A 20,313-nucleotide genomic window follows, 5' to 3' on the forward strand; every position below is an offset into this window, starting at 1 on the left:
GGCCTCCTTGATCTCCGACAAAGAGCGCCCGTCGTGCCGAAGTTTATTCGACGTGAGGCAGTCAGCGCTGACCGGATAGGCCGCAAGTCCCGCGCAAGCTCCCCTTGCTGAAATGGACGGACCGTTGCCGCCCCTGAGGTGGATGCTCACCATGAACGGGATCAGCAGCGATGAGCACAGCCGCCGCCTTCTGCGAAGCGGGCCTTGCGCATTTCCAGGCAGGGCGCCATCTCGACGCGAAAGCCTGCTACCAAAAGGCCCTCGGAATCGATGCGGAGCACACCACCGACGCCCAGCATCTCATGGGGCTGCTGCATCTTGAGGCCCGGCAATACAACGACGCCCTGGAATGGATCGTCCGCGCGATCCGGCGCGCACCCAAGCCGGAATATCTCGCGAGCTTCGCAACCGTGCTGCAGCAGCATGGACGCTGTGACGAGGCGCTCAATGTCCTGGACAAGGCGATCCAACTTCGGCGGGATGATTCCGGCTTGTGGTGCCAGCGCGGCGATATCCTGATTCAGCTGGCGCGGCTCGATCAAGCCCTGCCGAGCTTTCAGCGGGCGCTCAAGCTCAATCCCCATCATCACGACGCGCTCTACAAGAGCGGGATTCTCCTGCATAAGCTCGGACGCATCGAGGAGGCACTTGCGCGCCTCGATGAGAGCGACAGGCGGTTCCCTGACCATGCTCCTACGCTGCGGACGCGCGCGTGGGTTCTCTACGGCCTGAAGCGGTACGAGGAGTCTGCAACCGAAGGCGCGCGGGCGCACCGGCTCGACCCTGGCAATGCCGACATCTGCAACAATCTCGGTCTTGCGCTGAGGCGGCTTCGCCGCAACGAAGAGGCGCTGGCCTGGTTCGAAAAGGCCATCGCTCTTCAGCCGCGCTTTGCCGATGCCTTCGACAACAGACTGGTCGCGCTGTTTCACCTCCATCGTTTCGACGAGCTGTTCGCATTGTCCGATCGCATGGCGTCGCTCGGGCTGAGCAACGAGGTGACCGCGTGGAATGTGTCCCTGGCCCAGCTTCTGACCGGCAATTTCGAAGCCGGTTGGCTCGGGCACCAGACGCGGTCGAAACTGCCGTCGTCAAAATATCCCCGGTTTCCGCAACCGATGTGGCTTGGTGGCGAGAGCGTTGAAGGCAGGACGATCCTGATCGCTGCGGACGAGGGGTTGGGCGACACGATTCACTTCGCCCGCTACATCCCCCTGCTTGCCGCGCGCGGTGCGCGCGTTCTCCTGGCCGTCCAGGACCCGCTGCATCGGCTGATGTCTGATCTCGACGGCGCATCCGTCTGTGTGCCGATGTCGGCGATGGGCACGCTGCCTGATTTCGATCTGCACTGCCCGATCTCCAGTCTTCCGCTCGCCTTCAAGACCCGTCTCGACACGATCCCGTCCGGACCATATCTGCCCTCCCCTCCCGACAGCCGCGTTCGGGCCTGGGACAGCAGACTTGGTCCTCGCACGCGACTCCGGGTGGGCCTGGTCTGGTCCGGCGATCCCTCGCACGTGAATGATGAGACGCGCTCGATTCCATTGCGAACGCTGACGCGCATCCTCGATGTCGACGCCACCTTCGTCAGCCTGCAAAAGGCGCCGCGCCCGAGCGATGCGGCGGTGCTGCGCGAAAGAAACGACATTGTCGATCTGACCGCCGACCTCACCGACTTCGCCGAGACCGCCGCCTTGATCCGCTGTCTTGATCTCGTGATCACCGTCGACACCAGCGTGGCCCATCTCGCCGGCGCCCTTGGGCGTCCGACCTGGATCCTGTTGCCATGGACGCCCGACTACCGCTGGCTGCTCGATCGCACCGACAGCCCCTGGTATCCGAGCGTGCGGCTGTTCCGGCAGATCGAGACGCGTGACTATGAAAGCGTGCTTGATCGCGTCAGGGACGAATTGCGGGTCCTCGCCGCCGCATTCGGAGCTTGAGGCCGGCATAGGCACAGCCAGCATCGCCGGCCGGCGAACGCTTGTGGTTCCCTACGCCTGCTCGCTTGGACGTACAGAATTCGTTAACGCACCAGCCCTAGCCTTTAAGCACTCTTTTAAGCTCTTGGGCGAAATCGCGACATGCTGCCGGACCGTCGATGACAGAAAACCATGCGACCTTGCCGGACGAGGTTCGCGTACGACTCTACGATCAGGCCCTGAATGCCGCGCGCATCGGCGCGTGGGAGTGCGTGCTCGAGACCGAGCGCCTGAGCTGGACCCAGGGCGTCTACGACATCTTCGGCTATCCCGAGAGCAACCCGCTGCGGCGCGCTGACATCGTTGACCTCTACATCGATGAATCCAGGCGCCACATGGAGCTTGCCCGAGCCGAGGTGATCCGGAGCGGCTCGCCTGTGACGCTCGATGCCGAGATCAGAACCTGGCGCGGCGAAAAGCGCTGGATGCGGCTCTCGATCAATGCGGTGCGAGAGGGCGGACGGCCGGTGCGGATCTTCGGCAGCAAACAGGACGTCACCTCCGACCGGCTGGCGATCGAGACCCTGCGGCAGCAAGCCGAAACCGATCCGCTGACCGGGCTCGCCAATCGTTCCGTTTTCCAGGCCCGCTATCGCGAGGTGGTCAATGACAGCCTGAATCATGGATCCGCTTCAGCGCTGGTGCTGATCGACCTCGATGGCTTCAAGCAGCTCAACGATAAATTCGGCCATCTGGCCGGAGACGCATGCCTGTGCGAGGTCGCGCAGCGTTTGCGGCGGGCTTTCCACAATGCCGGCCTGGTCGGCCGGCTCGGCGGCGACGAATTCGCGATCGTCCTGCGCGCGCCGACCGACCCTGCGCGGATCGCACGCGTGCTGCAGAAGACCGTCATGATGCTGAGCCGCCCGCTGTTCTGGAACGGCCTTCGCCTCGAAGTCGGCGCCTCGATCGGTGCAGCCCTGATCGGCCGCCCGCACCGCCGGCCGATCGCCGAATTGTTCGCCGAAGCCGACATCGCGCTCTATGACGCCAAGGCCGCCGGCCGCAACCGGGTCCATCTGGTCGGGGATGAGAAGCGGGGCCTGGCGGCTTAGCGCAGGCAGGTAGCTTAGGGACGCGCCCCTGCCGAACCCGTGGCGGCCGGCGCCTGCTCGATCACATGATTGGCCTGCAACAGGCCCAAGAGCCGCTCGGCGACGAGTTTGTGTCCTTCCGGCGTCCAGTGTCCGCCTATGCCCAGGCCCGGATAAGCCCCGGCCCCGTCGAAGGTCACGAACGGGACGTGCACGGCTTCCAGATGATGGACGAGGTCAGCGTCCGTGGTCTGCATGCCGACGAGGAATTTGGCCCCGTGCGATTCGACATAGTCGCGGATCATGTCGACCAGCCGATCCGTCGGATCGGGCACGGTGATCTTCGGATGCCGAAACTTCAGATAGACGGCATTCGCAAGCCGGACCAGCCAGGAGTTGCGAACCCACCAATCCTCCTTGATGGCCTGCAGGCGGGACTTGGGGACCGGCTGCCCCCGCAATGCGAGCGAGCCGTCCGCCGTCGTCACGAAATAGGGCTTTTGGTAGCCCTCGTAGACGATGTTCGTGCTGTTGTCGTCGCGATCGTTGCCTGTGCAGACGATCAGGACGACGACTGCCGGCTTGACCTTCGGCCATAGCTTCTGCAGCAGCAGATATTCCTGGTCCGTGCCGAAGCCGGACACGCCTGCGGCAAGAATCTTGTCGTTCGCGATGCGTGGCTTCAGCAACTCGGTGAACCGCTCGTCCGCCTCGGCATCCAGGCCCCACACGAAGGAATCGCCGAGGAACATGATGGTCGGCTTGCCGTCGAGCACGAACTCGTCGTCGCGCAGGCCGAGGCTGTTGTGCTTGACGTGGACCGTGCGGGCGTTGGTCACGTCCGCGCTCAGGCCGGGGACCGGCATCCAACCGAGTTCGGCATCGTATCGGTAGCTCAGCGAGCGCTCGCTGACGCCGTCCCGCAACTCGCGGAAATCGGCCACGCGAAGAGCGATTTCGAGCAGGGCCAGGGTCACGATCGTCACGATCGCGACGGCGCCGAGCGACCGCAGACCATTCCGGACCTTCACTCCCATCATACGACGCTCCACCTCGTGGCTCGCTTCAGTCAAGCTCGAACCTGTTCTTGTGATCAAACCGCAGCAAGGGCGACTGGTCGTCCTGCCTCGGGAAGCAGTTGCACGCACCCTCCGGTCAACGCCGATTGTTTCCTGCTGGCCGCTTCTTACTTGGTGAGCGCGCTGTCTAACAGACCCTGCCGGGCGGGGGACATTGTCCTTTCGCAGGCGACGGCGGCGGGAATCCGACTCACGACGCCAGAACCAAGGCTGGAATTCCCAGGAGCGGACGTGCGGTAGCACAATAGCACCGCAATAACGTGCGCTCGGCCGTGGGCGCGAAAATCAATGCAATGGCGCAAAAAGCTATTCTGAACATTCTAGCGTCCTGGCCGGGGCAAAGCCTTCCGAATGATGTGGTTTTGAGATTCAGATCCGTCCTATCGACGAGATCTCCGCGATGATCTGCCGTAGCCGGGTAGCGCAAGCTCAGTGACTCGGCACCGCCTGGGGTCATGGACGTTCTAGCGGGGTCGAACACGATGGTTGATCCGTTATTGGATCATTTGATAACCTGGAATTATTTCAGCTTAGGCCGCTTCGGATTTCCATGCTGCCTGCGTATGTTGTTCATTCGAAGTCGTTGCCCGAGCGCGCCGGACATATTCGGCGCGAGCTCGACCGTGTTGGAATCCCATTCGAATGGATTTTGGACTTTGAGGTCGACGAGATCACACCCGCGGTCGACGCGCTCTATTTTGCGAAGGGAGCTCCGCTCTCGATCCGGCAGAAATCCTGCGCGCTAAAACACATTGTCGCAATGCAGCGGATATGTGCGCAGCAGCACGATCTCGCTGTGATCTTCGAAGATGATGCGCAGCTTGTCCCCGATTTCATCGCGCGCCTTCGGAGGGTGTTGGCGGAGGCCGAACGCTGGCCCCGGCCGCACATTCTTCACCTTGGTGCGGCCACCAATTTCTACACGCCCGCCGCACAGTTAAAACCAGACCAGAGCGTCTATGCCGGCAATCGCGTCCGCAACATGGAGGCTTACGTCCTGGGCGCGCCAGAGGCTGCCGCGCGTCTCGATTGGATCGCCCGGCACCCAATGCACGAGCCGATCGACATTGCCTTCAATCGCGGCGACCCCGCGATGGGTATTGCGATTCTCTGGCCCGAACCGCCGCTGGCCGAGCAGGGCAGCCTCAACGGTGCCTTCAGAAGCTCGCTCGCGTGCAAGAATCACAGCCAGGCCCGGCTGCGGATCCAGTTCACGCTTCAGAAATTCTCGAGGCGTCACCTTAAGCGCTGGCTGCACCGATGGATTTCGTGACGACGCCATCGGTGGCGTGCTTCGCGGGGGAGACGGGCAGCCGCGCGCCCAGGATCAACGCGCCGACCAGGCCGACACCGAGGCAGTAGAGCGTGCCCTGCGTCACGGTTGAAAGATGGCTGTTGAACAGGGACCCCAGGACGTTCTGGACGACGATCGCCAATCCCATCGCCCGGAGCGGACCGCTTCCCCAGAACAGCGCGAGATGCGCCACCCACATTGCGATGAGGAGGGCGCCTCCGACGAGGCCGGTTTGCAACGTGGTGTGCAGAAACTGATTGTGCGGGTCCGGAATGTCGCCAAACGTCTTCGACTGGTCGAGGTTCCGGTACAGCCCCGCGATGCTGCCGGTGCCGTGGCCGAGAACGGGCGCGCTCGCAATGAGTTGTCTCGACTGCTTCCAGAAATAGAGCCGCGCCACGGTCGAGAAATTATCGTGGTCCTCGTGCAAAGGCTCTGCGCCGGCGAGGAATTGCTTGAACCGGAGTTGGGCGGAGGGAGAGAACGAAAGCGCGATCACGATGACGAGCGCCGCCGGAACGGCGAACAGTAGGCCGCGTCGCCACCCCTGGGTTTCCAGCAGCAGCAACGCGAGCAGCGCGGTGGCCATCAGGATGCCGGTCTTGGAGACGAAGATGATCATGACGTTGGTGAAGAACAACGCGGCAAGTGACAAGGCCAGGATGGCGCGCGTGCGATTTTCACCCCAAAGCAGCAGGCCCGCATAGGCGAGACCAAAGGCGCACAGCGCGAATTCGCCGCTCTGCACGGCGTTGTCCTTGACCGGTACGCCCTGCATCTTGAACCACCCCCATGGTCCGCTTGGCCAGATCACCGAAGCCCATGACAGTATCAGCAGGATCGTGCAGGCGGCGAGAAACCCGAAGGCGATCTGAATGCCATCCTTGCGGCTGAAGGCGGTCGCCATCACGATCGGAATGAGCAGCAGCTTGACGTAAGGGCCAACCCATTTGAATGCGACGGGGAGGGGTTCGCTCGACCAGGTCACGCCAATGAGGATCAACGCGAACAGCGCGGCCGGAAGCCATGCGGCCGGGCTACGTGCCGTTGCGGTGAAGCGCTGGAGGTCGAGGGTTGCGATCGCGAGCACCATGAAGGTCGATGCGGCGATCGCCTCGCCGGAGGTGGAGAGCGGCAGAAAGAAGGCCGTCGCAACGGCCACGACTTGCCGCGCAATCAAGAGATTGCGCGAAACCTTCTCCTTCGTCATAGGCCCAGCAGCTTTCTCGCGTTCGCCTTCAACACTTCGAATTACGGAATTACGGGAATTACGGTGACAGTGCACTTAATTCGCGATCCGCCGCGGCGGTCGTTGGCAACGACATCCGGGAGAGCGAATTCGCGGTGAGCCGCGATAACAAACCCCGCCCCATGAAATCCCCTGATCTCAAATTGAAACCATGCAATCGCAGCGCGTGGGGAAGATCAATTGCTGCGACAGCGTTACGCGGTTGAGACACGGCTTATTTCGCTGCCTGTGGCGTCGGGGTGACAAGCCGAACCCGCGCCTGCTCAGAGATACGGCATCAATCCAGTATGTAGTCGGAAGCGAAAATTGCAAAATGGCGCGCCCGGAACGATTCGAACGTCCGACCCTCAGATTCGTAGTCTGATGCTCTATCCAGCTGAGCTACGGGCGCGTTTTTCGCAGGACGTGCGAGCCTAAGCCCGCACGCAGCCTCCGGACAGCGCCGGAAGGGGTGCGAAAGAGCGCTCTGACTAACCGCTCTTGCCGGCGTTGGCAAGGTCCGGGATGGGGAGATTTTTGCAGGGGGATGACAGCCTCCCCACCGTCATTCCGGGGCTCGCGACGTGAGAACCCGGAATCTCGCGCCAAGACCTCTGGATTCCGGGTTCGGCGCGCAGCGCCGCCCCGGAATCACGAGCGACTAGGGCCGCTGGCCGACCTACGCCCGCTGCCGCTCGTTGCGGATGGAGAGGAGTTCCACGGGGCGGTCGGGGATGACGATCCTGAAGGTGGCGCCGATGGTGCCTTCGACCAGATGGATGTCGCCGCCATGGGCGCGGACCAGCTCGGCGGCGATGGCGAGGCCCAGCCCACTGCCGCCGGGGCGGCCGGAGGTCTGGAACGCCTCGAACAGATGCTCCCGGGTCTTCTGGGGCACGCCGGGGCCGGTGTCTGAGACCTCCAGGATGGCGACTGCGCCCTCGCGTTTGCCCGTGATCCGGATCTGCTGCGGGCCGCCGTCGCCGGAGGCATGGCTCTCCAGCGCCTGCGCGGCGTTGCGCACGAGGTTGAGCAGCACGCGGAACAGCTGGTCGGGATCGGCATCGACCGAAAGGCCGCGCTCGATCGCGGAGACCCAGGCGATCGAAACGTCATTGGCAAGGCCCGCGGTCTCTCGCACCTCGAGCACGACAGGCTCGATCAGCATCATGCGGCGGTCGGGCGCGGCCTCCTGGGCGCGGCCGTAGGAGAGCGTCGACTGGCAGAAGGCGATGGCGCGCTCGAGCGAACGCACCAGCTTCGGCGCGAAGCGCTGCACCCTGGGATCTGGCACGCTGGCGAGCTGATCCGACAGCAGCTGTGCCGAGGCCAAGAGATTGCGCAGATCATGGTTGATCTTGGAGACGGCAAGGCCGAGCGCGGCGAGCCGGCTCTTCTGATGCAGCATCGACATCAGGTCGCGCTGCATGTCGGACAATTCGCGCTCGGCGACGCCGATCTCGTCGCTGCGCTGGCTCGGCACGATGATCCGCGCCGAGCTTTCCGGATTCTCGTGGAAACCGACCAGGCTCGCGGTCAGCCGCCGCATCGGCCGCACGAAGAGATAATGCAGGGCGAGATAGACGAGGCCCGCGGTCAACACGCCGATGATCAGCGCGACCACCACGACGTTGCGGGAGAAGCGGTACATCGACTGCCGCAGCGGCTGCTCGTCGGTGACGATCTCGACGAACTGGGCGTTGCCGACACCGGGACCGACGATGCGGATCGGCTGGTTGCCGGTCTCCAACATCATCTGGAACGAACCGGTGATCGCCTCCCACACGGTCATGTCGCGCAAATCGACGTCATGCTCGATCGCCGAGGGCAGATTGTCGCTGGCAAGCAGCCGGCGCTGCTGGCCCATCTTGATCGCGACGGCGCGCGCATTGATGCTTTTGAGGATTTCCCGCGACAGCGAATCCGGCACCATGCCGAGCGGCGCCGCGTCGAGCACCAGCGCCGCGGTATTGGCGGCGGCGACGCGATCGTTGAGGCGATTGACCCAGAAGTTGGCGATCGCGGGCACATAAAGCAGCACGGCCGCGATCATCACCAGCGGGACGGTCAGCAGCAGCAGCTTGCCTGACAGGCCGAGCCCTCCCGGGCCACGGGACCGCGTCGCCGGAGAATCCGGCTGGTCCTCTGGCCGATCCATATCCGGATCAAGATTTTGATCCAGGCCTTGTGTCGGCTGCTGAAGGTCCGTCGCTGCCACGAAATTCGCCCCTGCTGGCCTTCTGAGAGAGCTTCGCTGTTGGAAGATGCGACCGCGCCTGGGGGCGGTCAAATTACAGATCGCTAATCTGCCGAGGTGGGATGTAGGCGCTGATATCGCCATCCGCCACCTCAAGGGTTAAAAACCCCAAGGAAACAGCGATATTCACCGGAACTGTGCGGTCCTGCGGCGTTGACGAAAACAAGACGCTACCTTATAAGCCGCGCAAATTGTCCGCGATGACCCGGTGCGACACCGGGAGCGGCTCTTCTGGGGCCGGAAACGGCCCGTTTTGAGCCGCATCTTCCGGACTTTATCATCAATTCTACAGGCAAATTGCCCGGTCAGCGGAGAAAAACCCGTGAAGCGGACTTATCAACCCAGCAAACTGGTGCGCAAGCGCCGTCACGGTTTCCGTGCTCGTCTCGCCACTGCCGGCGGCCGCAAGGTTCTTGCCGCCCGCCGCGCCCGCGGCCGCAAGCGTCTGAGCGCCTGAGCCGGACCCCCTTTTCCGGGATTTCATTATGGATCGGCTGAGGCAGCGAGCGGATTTCCTCGCCGTTGCCAATGGCGCGCGGGTGAACAGTCCCGCGTTCGTCCTGCAAAGCCTTGACCGCCGAAGTCTTGGTCGCGACGACCTCGGTCCTGTCCGGATCGGCTTCACCGTTACCAAAAAGAACGGCAACGCCCCCGAACGCAATCGCATCCGGCGCCGGCTTCGCGAATTGGTGAAGCGGCTCGATCCGGTATCGATGCAACCCCATCATGATTACGTGCTGGTCGGCCGCAGGGACGCGCTCTCGCGCGACTTCACCACCATGCTCGACGATCTGCGCATAGCGTTCACGAAGCCCGCGCGGCATACGGCCAAGGAATCTCACAGGGGACGCGGGGCCAAGCCCAGCCCCGCCGCCAGCCGCAAACCGGATTGATGACGAGACCATAGTGATGACTGACAATCGCAATACCATCCTCGCCGTCATTCTGTCCGGCCTGGTGCTGATCGCCTGGCAGTACTTCTACAACGTGCCGGCGATGGAGAAGCAGCGCGCCCAGCAGCAGGCGCAGACCGAGCTGCAGAAGGCCAATCCGCAGCCGACGGCCTCCGCGACGCCGGGCGCCACGCCGCAGGCGGGCAGCACGACGCCGACCACCGCGCCGGGCGCGAACCAACAGGCCCAGCCGACCGTCAGCCGCGACGCCGCCATTGCGGCCTCGCCGCGCGTCAAGATCGACACCCCGCGCCTCGCCGGCAGCATCTCGCTGAAGGGCGGCCGCATCGACGACCTCGCGCTGCTGCAATTCCGCGAGACCGTCGACCCGAAATCGCCGCCGATCATCCTCTATTCACCTTCCGGCACCGCAGAGCCCTATTACGCCGAGTTCGGCTGGGTGGCGGCGACGGGCGTGACGTCGAAGATGCCTGATGCCCAGACCGTCTGGCAGCAGGACGGCAGCGGCAGCCTGACGCCGGCCACGCCCGTGGTGCTGAAATGGGACAATGGCGAAGGTCTCACCTTCCGCCGCACCATCTCGGTCGACGACCACTATCTCTTCACCATCAAGGACGACGTGAGCAATGTCGGCAACGCGCCTGTCACGCTCTATCCGTTCGCGCTGATCTCGCGCCACGGCACGCCGCAGGTCTCCGGCTATTACATCCTGCATGAAGGTCTGATCGGCTATCTCGATGGCTTGCAGGAATATGCCTACAAGAAGATCGACGAAGCCAAGTCGGTGAGCTTCAAGGCCACCAATGGCTGGCTCGGCATGACCGACAAATACTGGGCTTCGGCGCTGCTGCCCGACACCAGTGCGCAGCTACAGGCGCGGTTCTCCTCGAACCTCAACGGCAACGTCCACACCTACCAGACCGACTATCTGCTCGACCCCGTCACCGTCGCGATCGGCGGCACTGCGACCGCGAATGCGCGGCTGTTCGCCGGCGCCAAGGAAGCCGGCGTGGTCGGCGTGTTCCCGTTCGCCGGGCTCGGCGGCTACAACAAGGCACTCGGCCTCAACCATTTCGACCTGTTGATCGACTGGGGCTGGTTCTACTTCATCACCAAGCCGATGTTCCTCGGCCTCGACTTCTTCTACCGCTTCTTCGGCAATTTCGGCATCTCGATCCTGCTCGTGACCGTGATCGTGAAGCTGTTGTTCTTCCCGCTGGCGAACAAGTCCTACGCCTCGATGGCGAAGATGAAGTCGATCCAGCCGCAGCTTCAGGCGCTCAAGGAGCGCTATCCCGACGACAAGGTGAAGCAGCAGCAGGAGATGATGGAGATCTACCGCAAGGAGAAGATCAATCCGGTCGCCGGCTGTCTTCCCGTGGTGATCCAGATCCCGGTGTTCTTCTCGCTGTACAAGGTGCTGTTCGTCACCATCGAAATGCGGCACGCGCCGTTCTTCGGCTGGATCAAGGATCTCTCGTCGCCGGATCCGACCAATATCTTCACGCTGTTCGGCCTGATCCCGTTCGATCCGACCACCCTTCCCCTGTTCGGACACTATCTGCATCTCGGCATCTGGCCGCTCATCATGGGCATCACGATGTGGTTCCAGATGAAGCTGAACCCGACGCCGCCGGATCCGACGCAGCAGATCATCTTCAACTGGATGCCGCTGATCTTCACCTTCATGCTGGCGGGCTTCCCGGCGGGTCTCGTGATCTACTGGGCCTGGAACAACACGCTTTCGGTGCTCCAGCAGAGCTTTATCATGCGCCGCAACGGCGTGAAGGTGGAGTTGTTCGATAACATCAGAAACGTGTTCAAAAAAAAAGTGACGACTGAGGCGACGTAGCCTTCCCCCTCTGTCATTCCGGGGCGATGCGAGGCATCGAACCCGGAATCTCGAGATTCCCCGGTGCGCAATTGCGCACCTGTGGTCTGGTCCTTCCGACCATCCCGGAATGACGGCGCAACAAAAGAGCTTCGCATGACCGACGACAAAGATGCGAAGCTGATCGAGGCCGGGCGAAAGCTGTTCGCGCGCGACTGGCAGTTCATCTGGGCGTCGCCCTCGATTCAGACGCTGCCGCCGATGGCGGGGCTGGAGATCGCCTTTGCCGGGCGCTCCAATGTCGGCAAGTCGAGCCTGATCAACGCGCTCACGGGGCGCAACGCGCTGGCGCGCACCTCGCATACGCCGGGCCGCACCCAGGAGCTGATCTTCTTCGAGGTCCCGGGGAAGAGCGACCTGCGGCTCGTCGATATGCCCGGCTATGGCTACGCCAAGGCGCCGAAGAGCCAGGTCGCCTCCTGGACCGAGCTGATCCACACGTTCCTGCTGGGGCGGGCCTCGCTCGCGCGCGTCTATGTGCTGATCGACGCGCGGCACGGCTTGAAGGATGTCGATCTCGAAGTGCTCAAGACGCTCGACCGCTCCGCCGTCAGCTACCAGGTCGTGCTGACCAAGGCCGACCAGGTGAAGGCCTCTGAGCTGCAATCGCGCATCGCCGAGACGGAAGCCGCACTTGCCAAGCATCCGGCCGCGTTCCCGAACGTGATCGCGACCTCGTCGCGCAACTCCTCGGGCATGGCTGAATTGCGTGCTGCCATGGCGAAACTGCTGGAAGAGCGGACCAAGTGATGCCCCGCCTGCTGATTGCCCTTGCCGGCCTGATGGGCGCCGCTGGCGTCGCGCTGGCCGCGGCCGCTGCCCACGGCAGCGACGCCAGCCGGCTTGCCTCTGCCAGCGCCATGCTGCTGTTTCATGCAACTGCCATATTGGCGGCGGTCGCCTTGCTCGCGCGCGGCCTTCTGCACGGCGGAATTGGCCTGATCGCAGCATTCGGTTTCGTGATCGGCGCGGTGTTGTTCGCGGGCGACCTCACCTTGCGGCAATATGCCGGCCATTCACTGTTTCCGATGGCCGCACCGACGGGTGGAACGACAATGATTTTGAGCTGGCTGGCGGTGACGCTGGCGGCCGTGATGGCGGGAAAAGAGTGACCTCTTCTTCCTTCTCCCCTTGTGGGAGAGGGGAAGAACGCCACTTTGCGCCTCGCTCGCCAATCAGATAGAACGCAGGCCGCGTTAGTCCCGCCAGCGAGATCCGCCTCATGACCGAAATCTCCCCGCTCGACCAGGCCCGCATCCTGTCCGAAGCGCTGCCGCATATGCAGCAGTACGACGAGGAAACCATCGTCATCAAATATGGCGGCCACGCCATGGGCGACGAGGAGACCGCGAAGAATTTTGCCCGCGACATCGTGCTGCTCGAACAGACCGCGATCAATCCTGTCGTGGTGCATGGCGGCGGGCCGCAGATCGCGACCATGCTCAAGCGCCTCGGCATCGTCTCGGAATTCGCAGCCGGCCTGCGCATCACTGACGCTGCCACCATCGAGATCGTCGAGATGGTGCTCGCGGGCTCCGTCAACAAGCAGATCGTCGGCTACATCAACGAAGCCGGCGGCAAGGCCGTGGGCCTCTCAGGCAAGGACGGCAACATGGTGAAGGCGTCGAAGACGACGCGCACCATCATCGATCCGGGCTCGAACATCGAGAAGGCGATCGATCTCGGCTTCGTCGGCGACCCTGAAAAGGTCGACCTGACTCTGCTCAATCAGCTGATCGGTTACGAGCTGATCCCGGTGCTGGCGCCGCTGGCGACCTCCAAGGAAGGCCAGACACTGAACGTCAACGCCGACACCTTTGCGGGCGCTGTCGCCGGCGCGCTAAAAGCAAAACGCCTGCTGCTGCTCACCGACGTGCCCGGCGTGCTCGACAAGTCGAAGAAGCTGATTCCGCAGCTCTCGGTGAAGGACGCGCGAAAACTGATCGCCGACGGCACCATTTCCGGCGGCATGATCCCGAAGGTCGAGACCTGCATCTACGCGCTCGAGCAAGGCGTCGAGGGCGTCGTCATCATCGACGGCAAGATGCAGCATGCCGTGCTGCTCGAACTCTTTACCAACCAGGGCACGGGAACGCTGATCCACAAGTGAGGAAAGAACTGGAGCAGTCATTCCGGGGCGCCCGAAGGGCGAACCCGGAATCTCGAGATTCCGGGTTCGATGCTTCGCATCGCCCCGGAATGACGGGACTGACGCTGCGCCACCGCTCCCCCTTCACCCGCTTCCTGATGACATTGCCGGCCGCCGCCGTCTCGTTGTTCTTCTCCTCCGCGCCTGCTTTCGCCGATCTGAAGATCTGCAACCGCATGTCCTATGTCGTCGAGGCCGCGATCGGCATCGACGACAAGGCGGCGACGGCGACGCGCGGCTGGTTCAGGATCGATCCCGCCACCTGCCGTGTGGTGGTGCAGGGCACGCTCACTGCCGACCGCATCCTGCTCAACGCCCGCGCGCTCGGCGTTTACGGCGCCTCGCCGATCCCGCAGAACGGCAATGACATGCTGTGCGTGGCGCAGGACAATTTCGTCATCGCCGCTGCGCGGCAATGCCGCAGCGGCCAGACGCAGGCGGCGTTCACGCAAGTGACGCCAACGCAGGCCGACGACGGCAATCTCGTCGCCTATCTCGCTGAGGATTCCGAATATGACGACGAGCAGGCGCGGCTTGCCGGCATCCAGCGCCTCCTGGTGATCGCAGGCTACGACATCGGTGCCATCGACGGCGTCGACGGGCCGAAGACGCAAGCCGCCCTCGCCGCCTTTCTGAAGAGCCGCGGGCTGTCGTCCGAATTGGTCTCCTCGCCAAACTTCTTCAAGACCATGGTCGATGCGGCGCAGACGCCGTCCACCAGCGGCCTCACCTGGTGCAACGACACCCCGCACAAGGTGATGGCTGCAATCGCGACCGACGACGGCAAGTCCGTCACCAGCCGCGGCTGGTATCGCATCGATCCCAAGACCTGCCTGCACCCTGACGTGACCGGCCAGCCCAAGCAGATCTTCAGCTTCGCGGAAGCCGTGGATAGCGACAACCGTGCTATCAAGCTGAAGGACAAGCCACTGAACTGGGGCGGCGACAAGCAGCTCTGCACCCGCGAGACCAAGTTCGAAACCAACGAGCAGACCGATTGCGGCGCGCGCGGGTTTGCGGCGACGGGGTTTGGCGTGGTGGACATGAGCAGTGGCGGCAGGACGCTGCGGTTTGCGGTGCCGTGATGGTGGCGACCACAAACACCGGTGTCGACCCGGCGACGGCGGAGAGTGGAGCAGCGCCTGCACTTACCGGATAGAGAGTTGAAATGACCCAACCCCGCGACTTCAGCCATGTCGACACCTGGGTGTTCGACCTCGACAACACGCTCTACCCGCATCACGTCAATCTGTGGCAGCAGGTCGACGCGCGGATCGGCGAGTTCGTCTGCAACTGGCTGAATGTCGGCCCGGAGGAAGCGCGCAATATCCAGAAGGATTATTACCGACGCTTCGGCACCACCATGCGCGGCATGATGACCCTGCATGGCGTGCGCGCCGACGATTATCTGGCTTACGTGCACAAGATCGACCATTCGCCGCTGGAGCCGAACCCACAGCTGGGCGCGGCGATCGCAAAGCTGCCGGGACGGAAACTGATCCTGACCAACGGGTCGGTCGACCATGTCGATGCGGTGCTGGCGCGGCTCGGCCTTGCCACGCATTTCGACGGCGTGTTCGACATCATCGCCGCCGAGTTCGAGCCGAAACCGGCAGCCCAGACCTATCGGAAATTCCTCGATCTGCACGCGGTCGATCCGACCAAATCGGCCATGTTCGAGGACCTCGCCCGCAACCTCACCGTCCCGCATCAGCTCGGCATGACCACGGTGCTGGTGGTGCCTGACGGCACCAAGGACGTGGTGCGCGAGGATTGGGAACTGGAGGGCCGCGATGCGGATCATGTCGATCACGTCACGGATGACCTGGCGGGGTTTTTGGGCAAGCTGTCCCATACCAAGTAGCCGTCATACCCCGCGAAGGCGGGGTATCCAGTAATCACCGCCATCCCGATTTATCACGACTGCCCGGCGTACTGGATCACCCGCTTTCGCGGGTGATGACAGCGAACCAAGCTTGACTCCACCTCTCCAAATCCCGAAAAAGCCTCCCAATCCATCAAAATCCCCGTCTGCCTCTGAGGAAATCCCGATGTCCCTGTCCGCCCTTGAATCCACCATCAACAGCGCTTTCGAGGCGCGCGACGGCATCTCGACCTCGACCAAGGGTGAAGTCCGCGAGGCCGTGAACCAGGCACTGGAGACCTTGGACAAGGGCGAGGCGCGCGTTGCCGAACGCGGGGCCGACGGCAAGTGGAAGGTCAACCAGTGGCTGAAGAAGGCCGTGCTGCTCTCCTTCCGCCTCAACGACATGGACGTCATTCCCGGCGGCCCGGGCCAGGCCAACTGGTGGGACAAAGTGCCCTCGAAGTTCGAAGGCTGGGGCCCGAACCGTTTTCGCGATGCCGGTTTTCGCGCGGTGCCGGGCGCCGTGGTGCGCCGCTCGGCCTTCATCGCCAAGAACGTCGTACTGATGCCCTCCTTCGTCAATCTCGGTGCTTACGTCGATGAGAGCACCATGGTCGACACCTGGGCCACCGTCGGCTCCTGCGCGCAGATCGGCAAGCGCGTGCACATCTCCGGCGGCGCCGGCATCGGCGGCGTGCTCGAGCCGCTGCAGGCCGAGCCTGTGATCATCGAGGACGATTGCTTCATCGGCGCGCGCAGCGAGGTCGCCGAGGGCGTGATCGTGCGCAAGGGCGCGGTGCTGTCGATGGGCGTGTTCCTGGGCGCCTCGACCAAGATCGTCGATCGGGAGACCGGCGAGATCTTCATGGGCGAGGTGCCTGAGTATTCCGTCGTGGTGCCCGGCGCGCTGCCCGGCAAGCCGATGAAGAACGGCCAGATCGGCCCGAGCACCGCCTGCGCCGTGATCGTCAAGCGCGTCGACGAGCGTACGCGCTCGAAGACCAGCATCAACGAGCTGCTGCGGGATTGATCGGCGCACACTGCCTCTCCATCTTCGTCCCGGCGAAGGCCGGGACAACGCCGAGGAGCGATCGAACCCCCTCCCCCTCCATCGCGACCAATTTCCGGGCGGCTCCTCCCGCCCGGAGCCTCTCGCATGGACTGGACCTGGTACCTCTTCCGCTTCGACGGCCGCACTGGCCGCGCCGGGTTCTGGTGCAGCCTGATCTTTGTCTTTTGCGGCATGATCCTGCTGCTCTTCCTCTGCGCGGGCATCATGGTCGCCTTCAGCGGCAAGATTGCATCGTTCAGCCTGGATGCCGACGACATTTTCAAGATCGTCGATCCCACAGCCTATCGATGGTCGCTGCTGGACCATCTGCCGCTGCTGCTGCTCAAGCTGGTCGCGACCGGACTGTTGCTCTGGATCTATCTCGCGATCGTGGTGAAGCGCCTGCACGACCGCGACAAGAGCGCGTGGTGGCTGCTCGCGTATTTCGTGCTGCCGGGCCTCTACAAGCAGTTCGAGGAGCGACTTCCGGACAGCTACTGGGTGCTGCCGCTCGCACTGGCGAGCGCCCTCCTCACGCTCTGCGTCTTTGTCGAGACCGGCTTTCTGCGCGGCACCATCGGGCCCAACAGGTTCGGTCCGGACCCGGAGGCTGAGGCCGCTGACGATTCCGCCTCCCCTGCGAAAAGCTGGGACCAGAGCCGCGAGCTCGAATTCGTGCCTCCCAGCGCTAGCCCACCCGGCGGCATGCATGTTAAGCGGGGCCCATGACCGATGCTCTCTCCATTGCCCGCGACCTCATCCGCTGCCCCTCGGTAACCCCTGAAGACGCCGGCGCGCTTGGCGTGCTTGAGAAGGCACTGAACGCAGCCGGCTTCACCTGCCACCGCGTGACGTTCAGCGAGGACGGCACCGCCGACGTCGACAATCTCTATGCGCGGATCGGCACTGAAGGCCCGCACATTACCTTCGCCGGCCACACCGACGTGGTGCCGCCCGGCGACGAGAGCGCCTGGAGCGTCGGCGCGTTCTCCGGCGAGGTGAAGGACGGTTTCCTGCACGGTCGCGGCGCGGTCGACATGAAGGGCGGCATCGCCTGCTCGGTCGCAGCGGTGCTGGAGCATCTCGCCGCCAACAGCGGCAAGGCGCGCTCCGACGGAAAAGGTTCGATCTCGTTCCTGATCACCGGCGACGAGGAAGACGTCTCCATCAACGGCACCATCAAGCTGCTCAAATGGGCGGCGGAGCGCGGGGAGAAGTTCGATCATTGCGTGCTCGGCGAGCCCTCCAATGTCGAGACGCTCGGCGATACCATCAAGGTCGGCCGCCGCGGCTCGCAATCCGGCACGCTCGTCGTCGACGGCGTGCAGGGCCACGTCGCCTATCCGCATCGCGCCTCCAATCCGGTGCCCGATATTTCGCGGCTGATCGTCGCCATCAGCGACGAGCCGCTCGATCATGGCAGCGCGCAGTTCCAGGCCTCCAATCTCGAATTCGTCTCGGTCGACGTCGGCAACAAGGCCTTCAACGTCATCCCCGGCGAGGCCCGCGCCAAGTTCAACATCCGCTACAACGACAACCACACGCAGGCATCCTTGCGCGAGCTGGTCGAGACGCGGCTGACAAAGGCCTGCGGCAACCGCATCAAGGCCCGCATCGTCTGGGAGCCGTCGAACTCGAATGTGTTCGTGACCAAGCCGGGCCCGTTCACCGATCTCGCCGTCTCGGCAATCGAAGAGGTGACGGGCCGCAAGCCGGAGCTGTCGACCTCAGGCGGCACCTCGGACGCGCGCTTCATCTCGAGCTATTGCCCAGTGATCGAATTCGGCCTGGTCGGGCAGACCATGCACCAGGTCAACGAGCGCGTGCCGGTGGTGGATCTGGAGAAGCTGACGAAGGTGTATCGCGGGATTCTGACGCGGTATTTCGCCTAGCCTAATAATCCACCTTCATCAGATACAGCCCCTCCGGCGGCGCGACGATGCCGCAGGCGGCACGATTGCGGGCCTCTAGCGCTGCGGAAAGATCGTCGGCGGTCCAGCGGCCTTCGCCGACCCAGACCAGCGAACCGACCATCGAACGCACCTGGCTGTGCAGGAACGAGCGCGCCGAGGTGACGATGATGATCTCACGGCCGTCGCGCGTGACGTCGAGCTGGTCGAGCGTTTTCTCCGGCGATTTGGCCTGGCACTCGGTATCGCGAAACGTCGTGAAATCGTGCTTGCCGAGCAGGCGCTGGGCTGCCGCATGCATGGCGTCGGCGTCGAGCCGGCGCGGCACGCGCCAGGCATGGCCGACATCGAGCGCGAGATTGGCGCGGGTGTTGATGACGCGGTAGCGATAGTGGCGCTTGATGGCCGAGAAGCGTGCCTCGAACGTATCAGCCACGATCTCGGCCTCGAGCACCGCGATCGGATGCGGGCGCAGATGCGCATTCAACCCGTCGCGAAAACGGCCCGGCGGAAACTGTTTCTCGACATCGACATGCGCGACCTGGCCGCGCGCGTGCACACCGGCATCGGTGCGGCCGGCCCCATGCACGCGCAAATCGGCGCCGGTCATCGCCTTCACCGCCGCTTCCAGCGCGCCCTGCACCGAGGGCAGCGTATCCTGGATCTGCCACCCAAAGAACGGCGCGCCGTCATATTCGATGGTGAGCTTGTAGCGGGGCATCAGGCGAGCCGCATCGGCGGCTCGACCTTCACGCCGCGCAAGAAGTCCGCCGCTGGCATCCGCGCCTTGCCTTCGCGCTGCAGCTCGAGGATGCGAATTGCGCCCTCGCCACAGGCAATGGTGAGTTGATCGTCGAGCACCGCACCCGGCGCGCCGGAGCCTTTGGCAAGCTCGCAACGCAGGATTTTCACGCGCGCGTTCTCGCTGACGTCGGCAAGCTCGGCCCAGGCACCGGGAAACGGCGACAGGCCGTGGATGTGGCGTAACACCGCGTGTGCGGGCTTGCTCCAGTCGATCCGCGCCTCGGCCTTGTCGATCTTGGCGGCGTAGGTGACGCCTTCCTCGCTCTGCTTCTTGAGCTGGAGCCCGCCGCGGTCGAGCGCCGCCATCGCGCGCACCATCAGATCGGCGCCGAGGCGGGAGAGGCGATCATGCAGATCGACCGCGGTCATGTTGTCTGATATCGGCAGACGCTCGGCCATGGCGACGTCGCCGGTATCGAGGCCGACATCCATCTTCATCACCATGACGCCGCTCTCGGCATCGCCTGCCATGATCGCGCGGTTGATCGGCGCTGCACCGCGCCAGCGCGGCAGCAGAGAGGCGTGAAGGTTGTAACAGCCGAGCTTTGGCGCATCGAGGATCGCCTGCGGCAGGATCATCCCATAGGCGACGACGACGGCGGCATCGGCATCGAACGCGCGAAACTCCTCCAGCGCCTCCGGCGTCTTCAGCGTCTTCGGCGTCAGCACCGGCACGCCGAGCTTTCGCGCAGCCTCTTCCACGGGCGTCGGCTGCAATTGCAGCCCGCGCCGCCCGCCCGGCTTCGGCGCGCGGGTGTAGACGGCCACGATCTCGTGGCCATGCGCGACGAGCTCAAGCAGCGTCGGCACGGAGAAATCGGGCGTGCCCATGAAGATCAGGCGGAGGGGCATC

The 20,313-nt window shown here is 63.8% G+C and carries 19 protein-coding genes and 1 tRNA gene; 14 read left to right on the forward strand and 6 right to left on the reverse strand.

All coding sequences use genetic code 11. The annotated features are described in order from the left end of the window. Positions 1–170 precede the first annotated feature (170 nt). Together XI06_RS42490 and XI06_RS42495 are read left to right on the forward strand one after the other, a co-directional pair. Entirely contained in the window at positions 171–1,943 is a 1,773-nt protein-coding gene (locus tag XI06_RS42490; protein ID WP_271608008.1) for a tetratricopeptide repeat-containing glycosyltransferase family protein, read from the forward strand. A 158-nt stretch (positions 1,944–2,101) separates the two neighbouring features. After that, the gene (locus XI06_RS42495; RefSeq protein ID WP_271608009.1) at positions 2,102–3,037 is read left to right on the forward strand and encodes a sensor domain-containing diguanylate cyclase; all 936 of its coding nucleotides are present in this window, start codon (positions 2,102–2,104) and stop codon (positions 3,035–3,037) included. A 14-nt stretch (positions 3,038–3,051) separates the two neighbouring features. Here XI06_RS42495 and XI06_RS42500 read toward each other — a convergent pair whose 3' ends face one another. Then, positions 3,052–4,056, reverse strand: coding sequence for an SGNH/GDSL hydrolase family protein (locus XI06_RS42500; RefSeq protein ID WP_237859738.1), 1,005 nt, complete (start codon positions 4,054–4,056; stop codon positions 3,052–3,054). Between the two features lie 589 nt (positions 4,057–4,645). Between XI06_RS42500 and XI06_RS42505 the strand changes: the two genes are divergently transcribed. Then, positions 4,646–5,368, forward strand: a complete 723-nt coding sequence (locus XI06_RS42505; RefSeq protein ID WP_271608010.1) for a glycosyltransferase family 25 protein — start codon at positions 4,646–4,648, stop codon at positions 5,366–5,368. Here XI06_RS42505 and XI06_RS42510 read toward each other — a convergent pair. The 3 genes from XI06_RS42510 to XI06_RS42520 all read right to left on the reverse strand — a co-directional run bounded on the left by XI06_RS42510 (position 5,337) and on the right by XI06_RS42520 (position 8,775). Further along, positions 5,337–6,599, reverse strand: coding sequence for an O-antigen ligase family protein (locus tag XI06_RS42510; RefSeq protein ID WP_237859743.1), 1,263 nt, complete (start codon positions 6,597–6,599; stop codon positions 5,337–5,339). The two genes, XI06_RS42505 and XI06_RS42510, sit on opposite strands and share 32 nt — an antisense overlap. 353 nt (positions 6,600–6,952) lie before the next feature. Beyond that, positions 6,953–7,029, reverse strand: a tRNA-Arg gene (locus XI06_RS42515). Positions 7,030–7,296: 267 nt separating this feature from the next. Further along, complete coding sequence (locus tag XI06_RS42520) at positions 7,297–8,775, reverse strand: sensor histidine kinase (protein ID WP_237861287.1); 1,479 nt, start codon at positions 8,773–8,775, stop codon at positions 7,297–7,299. 421 nt (positions 8,776–9,196) lie between these two features. Here XI06_RS42520 and rpmH point away from each other — a divergent pair, with 421 nt between their 5' ends. The 11 genes from rpmH to dapE all read left to right on the forward strand — a co-directional run bounded on the left by rpmH (position 9,197) and on the right by dapE (position 18,638). Further along, entirely contained in the window at positions 9,197–9,331 is a 135-nt protein-coding gene (rpmH, locus tag XI06_RS42525; RefSeq protein ID WP_008542748.1) for a 50S ribosomal protein L34, read from the forward strand. A 28-nt stretch (positions 9,332–9,359) separates the two neighbouring features. Further along, entirely contained in the window at positions 9,360–9,767 is a 408-nt protein-coding gene (gene rnpA / locus XI06_RS42530; protein WP_237859745.1) for a ribonuclease P protein component, read from the forward strand. A 16-nt stretch (positions 9,768–9,783) separates the two neighbouring features. After that, the gene (gene yidC / locus XI06_RS42535; protein WP_237859747.1) at positions 9,784–11,640 is read left to right on the forward strand and encodes a membrane protein insertase YidC; all 1,857 of its coding nucleotides are present in this window, start codon (positions 9,784–9,786) and stop codon (positions 11,638–11,640) included. Between the two features lie 135 nt (positions 11,641–11,775). Then, on the forward strand, positions 11,776–12,429 hold the full coding sequence (gene yihA / locus XI06_RS42540; protein WP_271608011.1) for a ribosome biogenesis GTP-binding protein YihA/YsxC: 654 nt from the start codon (positions 11,776–11,778) through the stop codon (positions 12,427–12,429). Beyond that, positions 12,429–12,791 carry a DUF423 domain-containing protein gene (locus XI06_RS42545; protein WP_237859750.1) on the forward strand — a complete coding sequence of 121 codons (363 nt, stop codon included), beginning with the start codon at positions 12,429–12,431 and terminating at the stop codon, positions 12,789–12,791. Before yihA ends, XI06_RS42545 begins: the two co-directional genes overlap by 1 nt. 110 nt (positions 12,792–12,901) lie before the next feature. After that, on the forward strand, positions 12,902–13,789 hold the full coding sequence (gene argB, locus XI06_RS42550) for an acetylglutamate kinase (protein WP_237859752.1): 888 nt from the start codon (positions 12,902–12,904) through the stop codon (positions 13,787–13,789). Between the two features lie 137 nt (positions 13,790–13,926). Continuing rightward, positions 13,927–14,913: a DUF1036 domain-containing protein gene (locus tag XI06_RS42555; RefSeq protein ID WP_237861288.1), complete on the forward strand. Its 987-nt coding sequence runs from the start codon at positions 13,927–13,929 to the stop codon at positions 14,911–14,913. Positions 14,914–14,996: 83 nt separating this feature from the next. Further along, on the forward strand, positions 14,997–15,692 hold the full coding sequence (locus XI06_RS42560) for a pyrimidine 5'-nucleotidase (protein WP_237859754.1): 696 nt from the start codon (positions 14,997–14,999) through the stop codon (positions 15,690–15,692). 187 nt (positions 15,693–15,879) lie between these two features. Next, complete coding sequence (gene dapD, locus XI06_RS42565) at positions 15,880–16,725, forward strand: 2,3,4,5-tetrahydropyridine-2,6-dicarboxylate N-succinyltransferase (RefSeq protein ID WP_237859756.1); 846 nt, start codon at positions 15,880–15,882, stop codon at positions 16,723–16,725. Positions 16,726–16,851: 126 nt separating this feature from the next. Beyond that, positions 16,852–17,475, forward strand: coding sequence for a DUF805 domain-containing protein (locus tag XI06_RS42570; protein WP_237891753.1), 624 nt, complete (start codon positions 16,852–16,854; stop codon positions 17,473–17,475). Continuing rightward, the gene (gene dapE / locus XI06_RS42575; RefSeq protein ID WP_237859761.1) at positions 17,472–18,638 is read left to right on the forward strand and encodes a succinyl-diaminopimelate desuccinylase; all 1,167 of its coding nucleotides are present in this window, start codon (positions 17,472–17,474) and stop codon (positions 18,636–18,638) included. The genes XI06_RS42570 and dapE overlap by 4 nt, the downstream gene beginning before the upstream one ends. Position 18,639: 1 nt before the next feature. Here the strand turns inward: dapE and truA are convergent, their stop codons facing one another. After that, positions 18,640–19,377 (reverse strand): tRNA pseudouridine(38-40) synthase TruA, encoded by a 738-nt coding sequence (truA, locus tag XI06_RS42580; protein ID WP_237859763.1) that lies wholly within the window; start codon positions 19,375–19,377, stop codon positions 18,640–18,642. After that, positions 19,377–20,312 (reverse strand): methionyl-tRNA formyltransferase, encoded by a 936-nt coding sequence (fmt, locus tag XI06_RS42585; RefSeq protein WP_237859765.1) that lies wholly within the window; start codon positions 20,310–20,312, stop codon positions 19,377–19,379. The genes truA and fmt overlap by 1 nt, the downstream gene beginning before the upstream one ends. Between the last annotated feature and the right edge of the window lies 1 nt (position 20,313).

This window comes from Bradyrhizobium sp. CCBAU 11434, assembly GCF_028128895.1.
Lineage (GTDB): Bacteria > Pseudomonadota > Alphaproteobacteria > Rhizobiales > Xanthobacteraceae > Bradyrhizobium > Bradyrhizobium zhengyangense.

What these genes read in the sequence shown, in the direction of transcription:
- XI06_RS42505 (WP_271608010.1), top strand. Translation starts at nt 4,646, where the DNA reads ATGCTGCCTGCGTATGTTGTTCATTCGAAGTCGTTGCCCGAGCGCGCC.
- XI06_RS42500 (WP_237859738.1), bottom strand. Translation starts at nt 4,056, where the DNA reads ATGATGGGAGTGAAGGTCCGGAATGGTCTGCGGTCGCTCGGCGCCGTC.
- fmt (WP_237859765.1), bottom strand. Translation starts at nt 20,312, where the DNA reads ATGCCCCTCCGCCTGATCTTCATGGGCACGCCCGATTTCTCCGTGCCG.
- XI06_RS42555 (WP_237861288.1), top strand. Translation starts at nt 13,927, where the DNA reads ATGACATTGCCGGCCGCCGCCGTCTCGTTGTTCTTCTCCTCCGCGCCT.
- XI06_RS42495 (WP_271608009.1), top strand. Translation starts at nt 2,102, where the DNA reads ATGACAGAAAACCATGCGACCTTGCCGGACGAGGTTCGCGTACGACTC.
- dapE (WP_237859761.1), top strand. Translation starts at nt 17,472, where the DNA reads ATGACCGATGCTCTCTCCATTGCCCGCGACCTCATCCGCTGCCCCTCG.
- XI06_RS42490 (WP_271608008.1), top strand. Translation starts at nt 171, where the DNA reads ATGAGCACAGCCGCCGCCTTCTGCGAAGCGGGCCTTGCGCATTTCCAG.
- XI06_RS42520 (WP_237861287.1), bottom strand. Translation starts at nt 8,775, where the DNA reads ATGGATCGGCCAGAGGACCAGCCGGATTCTCCGGCGACGCGGTCCCGT.
- XI06_RS42570 (WP_237891753.1), top strand. Translation starts at nt 16,852, where the DNA reads ATGGACTGGACCTGGTACCTCTTCCGCTTCGACGGCCGCACTGGCCGC.
- yidC (WP_237859747.1), top strand. Translation starts at nt 9,784, where the DNA reads ATGACTGACAATCGCAATACCATCCTCGCCGTCATTCTGTCCGGCCTG.
- XI06_RS42560 (WP_237859754.1), top strand. Translation starts at nt 14,997, where the DNA reads ATGACCCAACCCCGCGACTTCAGCCATGTCGACACCTGGGTGTTCGAC.
- XI06_RS42545 (WP_237859750.1), top strand. Translation starts at nt 12,429, where the DNA reads ATGCCCCGCCTGCTGATTGCCCTTGCCGGCCTGATGGGCGCCGCTGGC.
- argB (WP_237859752.1), top strand. Translation starts at nt 12,902, where the DNA reads ATGACCGAAATCTCCCCGCTCGACCAGGCCCGCATCCTGTCCGAAGCG.
- dapD (WP_237859756.1), top strand. Translation starts at nt 15,880, where the DNA reads ATGTCCCTGTCCGCCCTTGAATCCACCATCAACAGCGCTTTCGAGGCG.
- yihA (WP_271608011.1), top strand. Translation starts at nt 11,776, where the DNA reads ATGACCGACGACAAAGATGCGAAGCTGATCGAGGCCGGGCGAAAGCTG.
- truA (WP_237859763.1), bottom strand. Translation starts at nt 19,377, where the DNA reads ATGCCCCGCTACAAGCTCACCATCGAATATGACGGCGCGCCGTTCTTT.
- XI06_RS42510 (WP_237859743.1), bottom strand. Translation starts at nt 6,599, where the DNA reads ATGACGAAGGAGAAGGTTTCGCGCAATCTCTTGATTGCGCGGCAAGTC.
- rnpA (WP_237859745.1), top strand. Translation starts at nt 9,360, where the DNA reads ATGGATCGGCTGAGGCAGCGAGCGGATTTCCTCGCCGTTGCCAATGGC.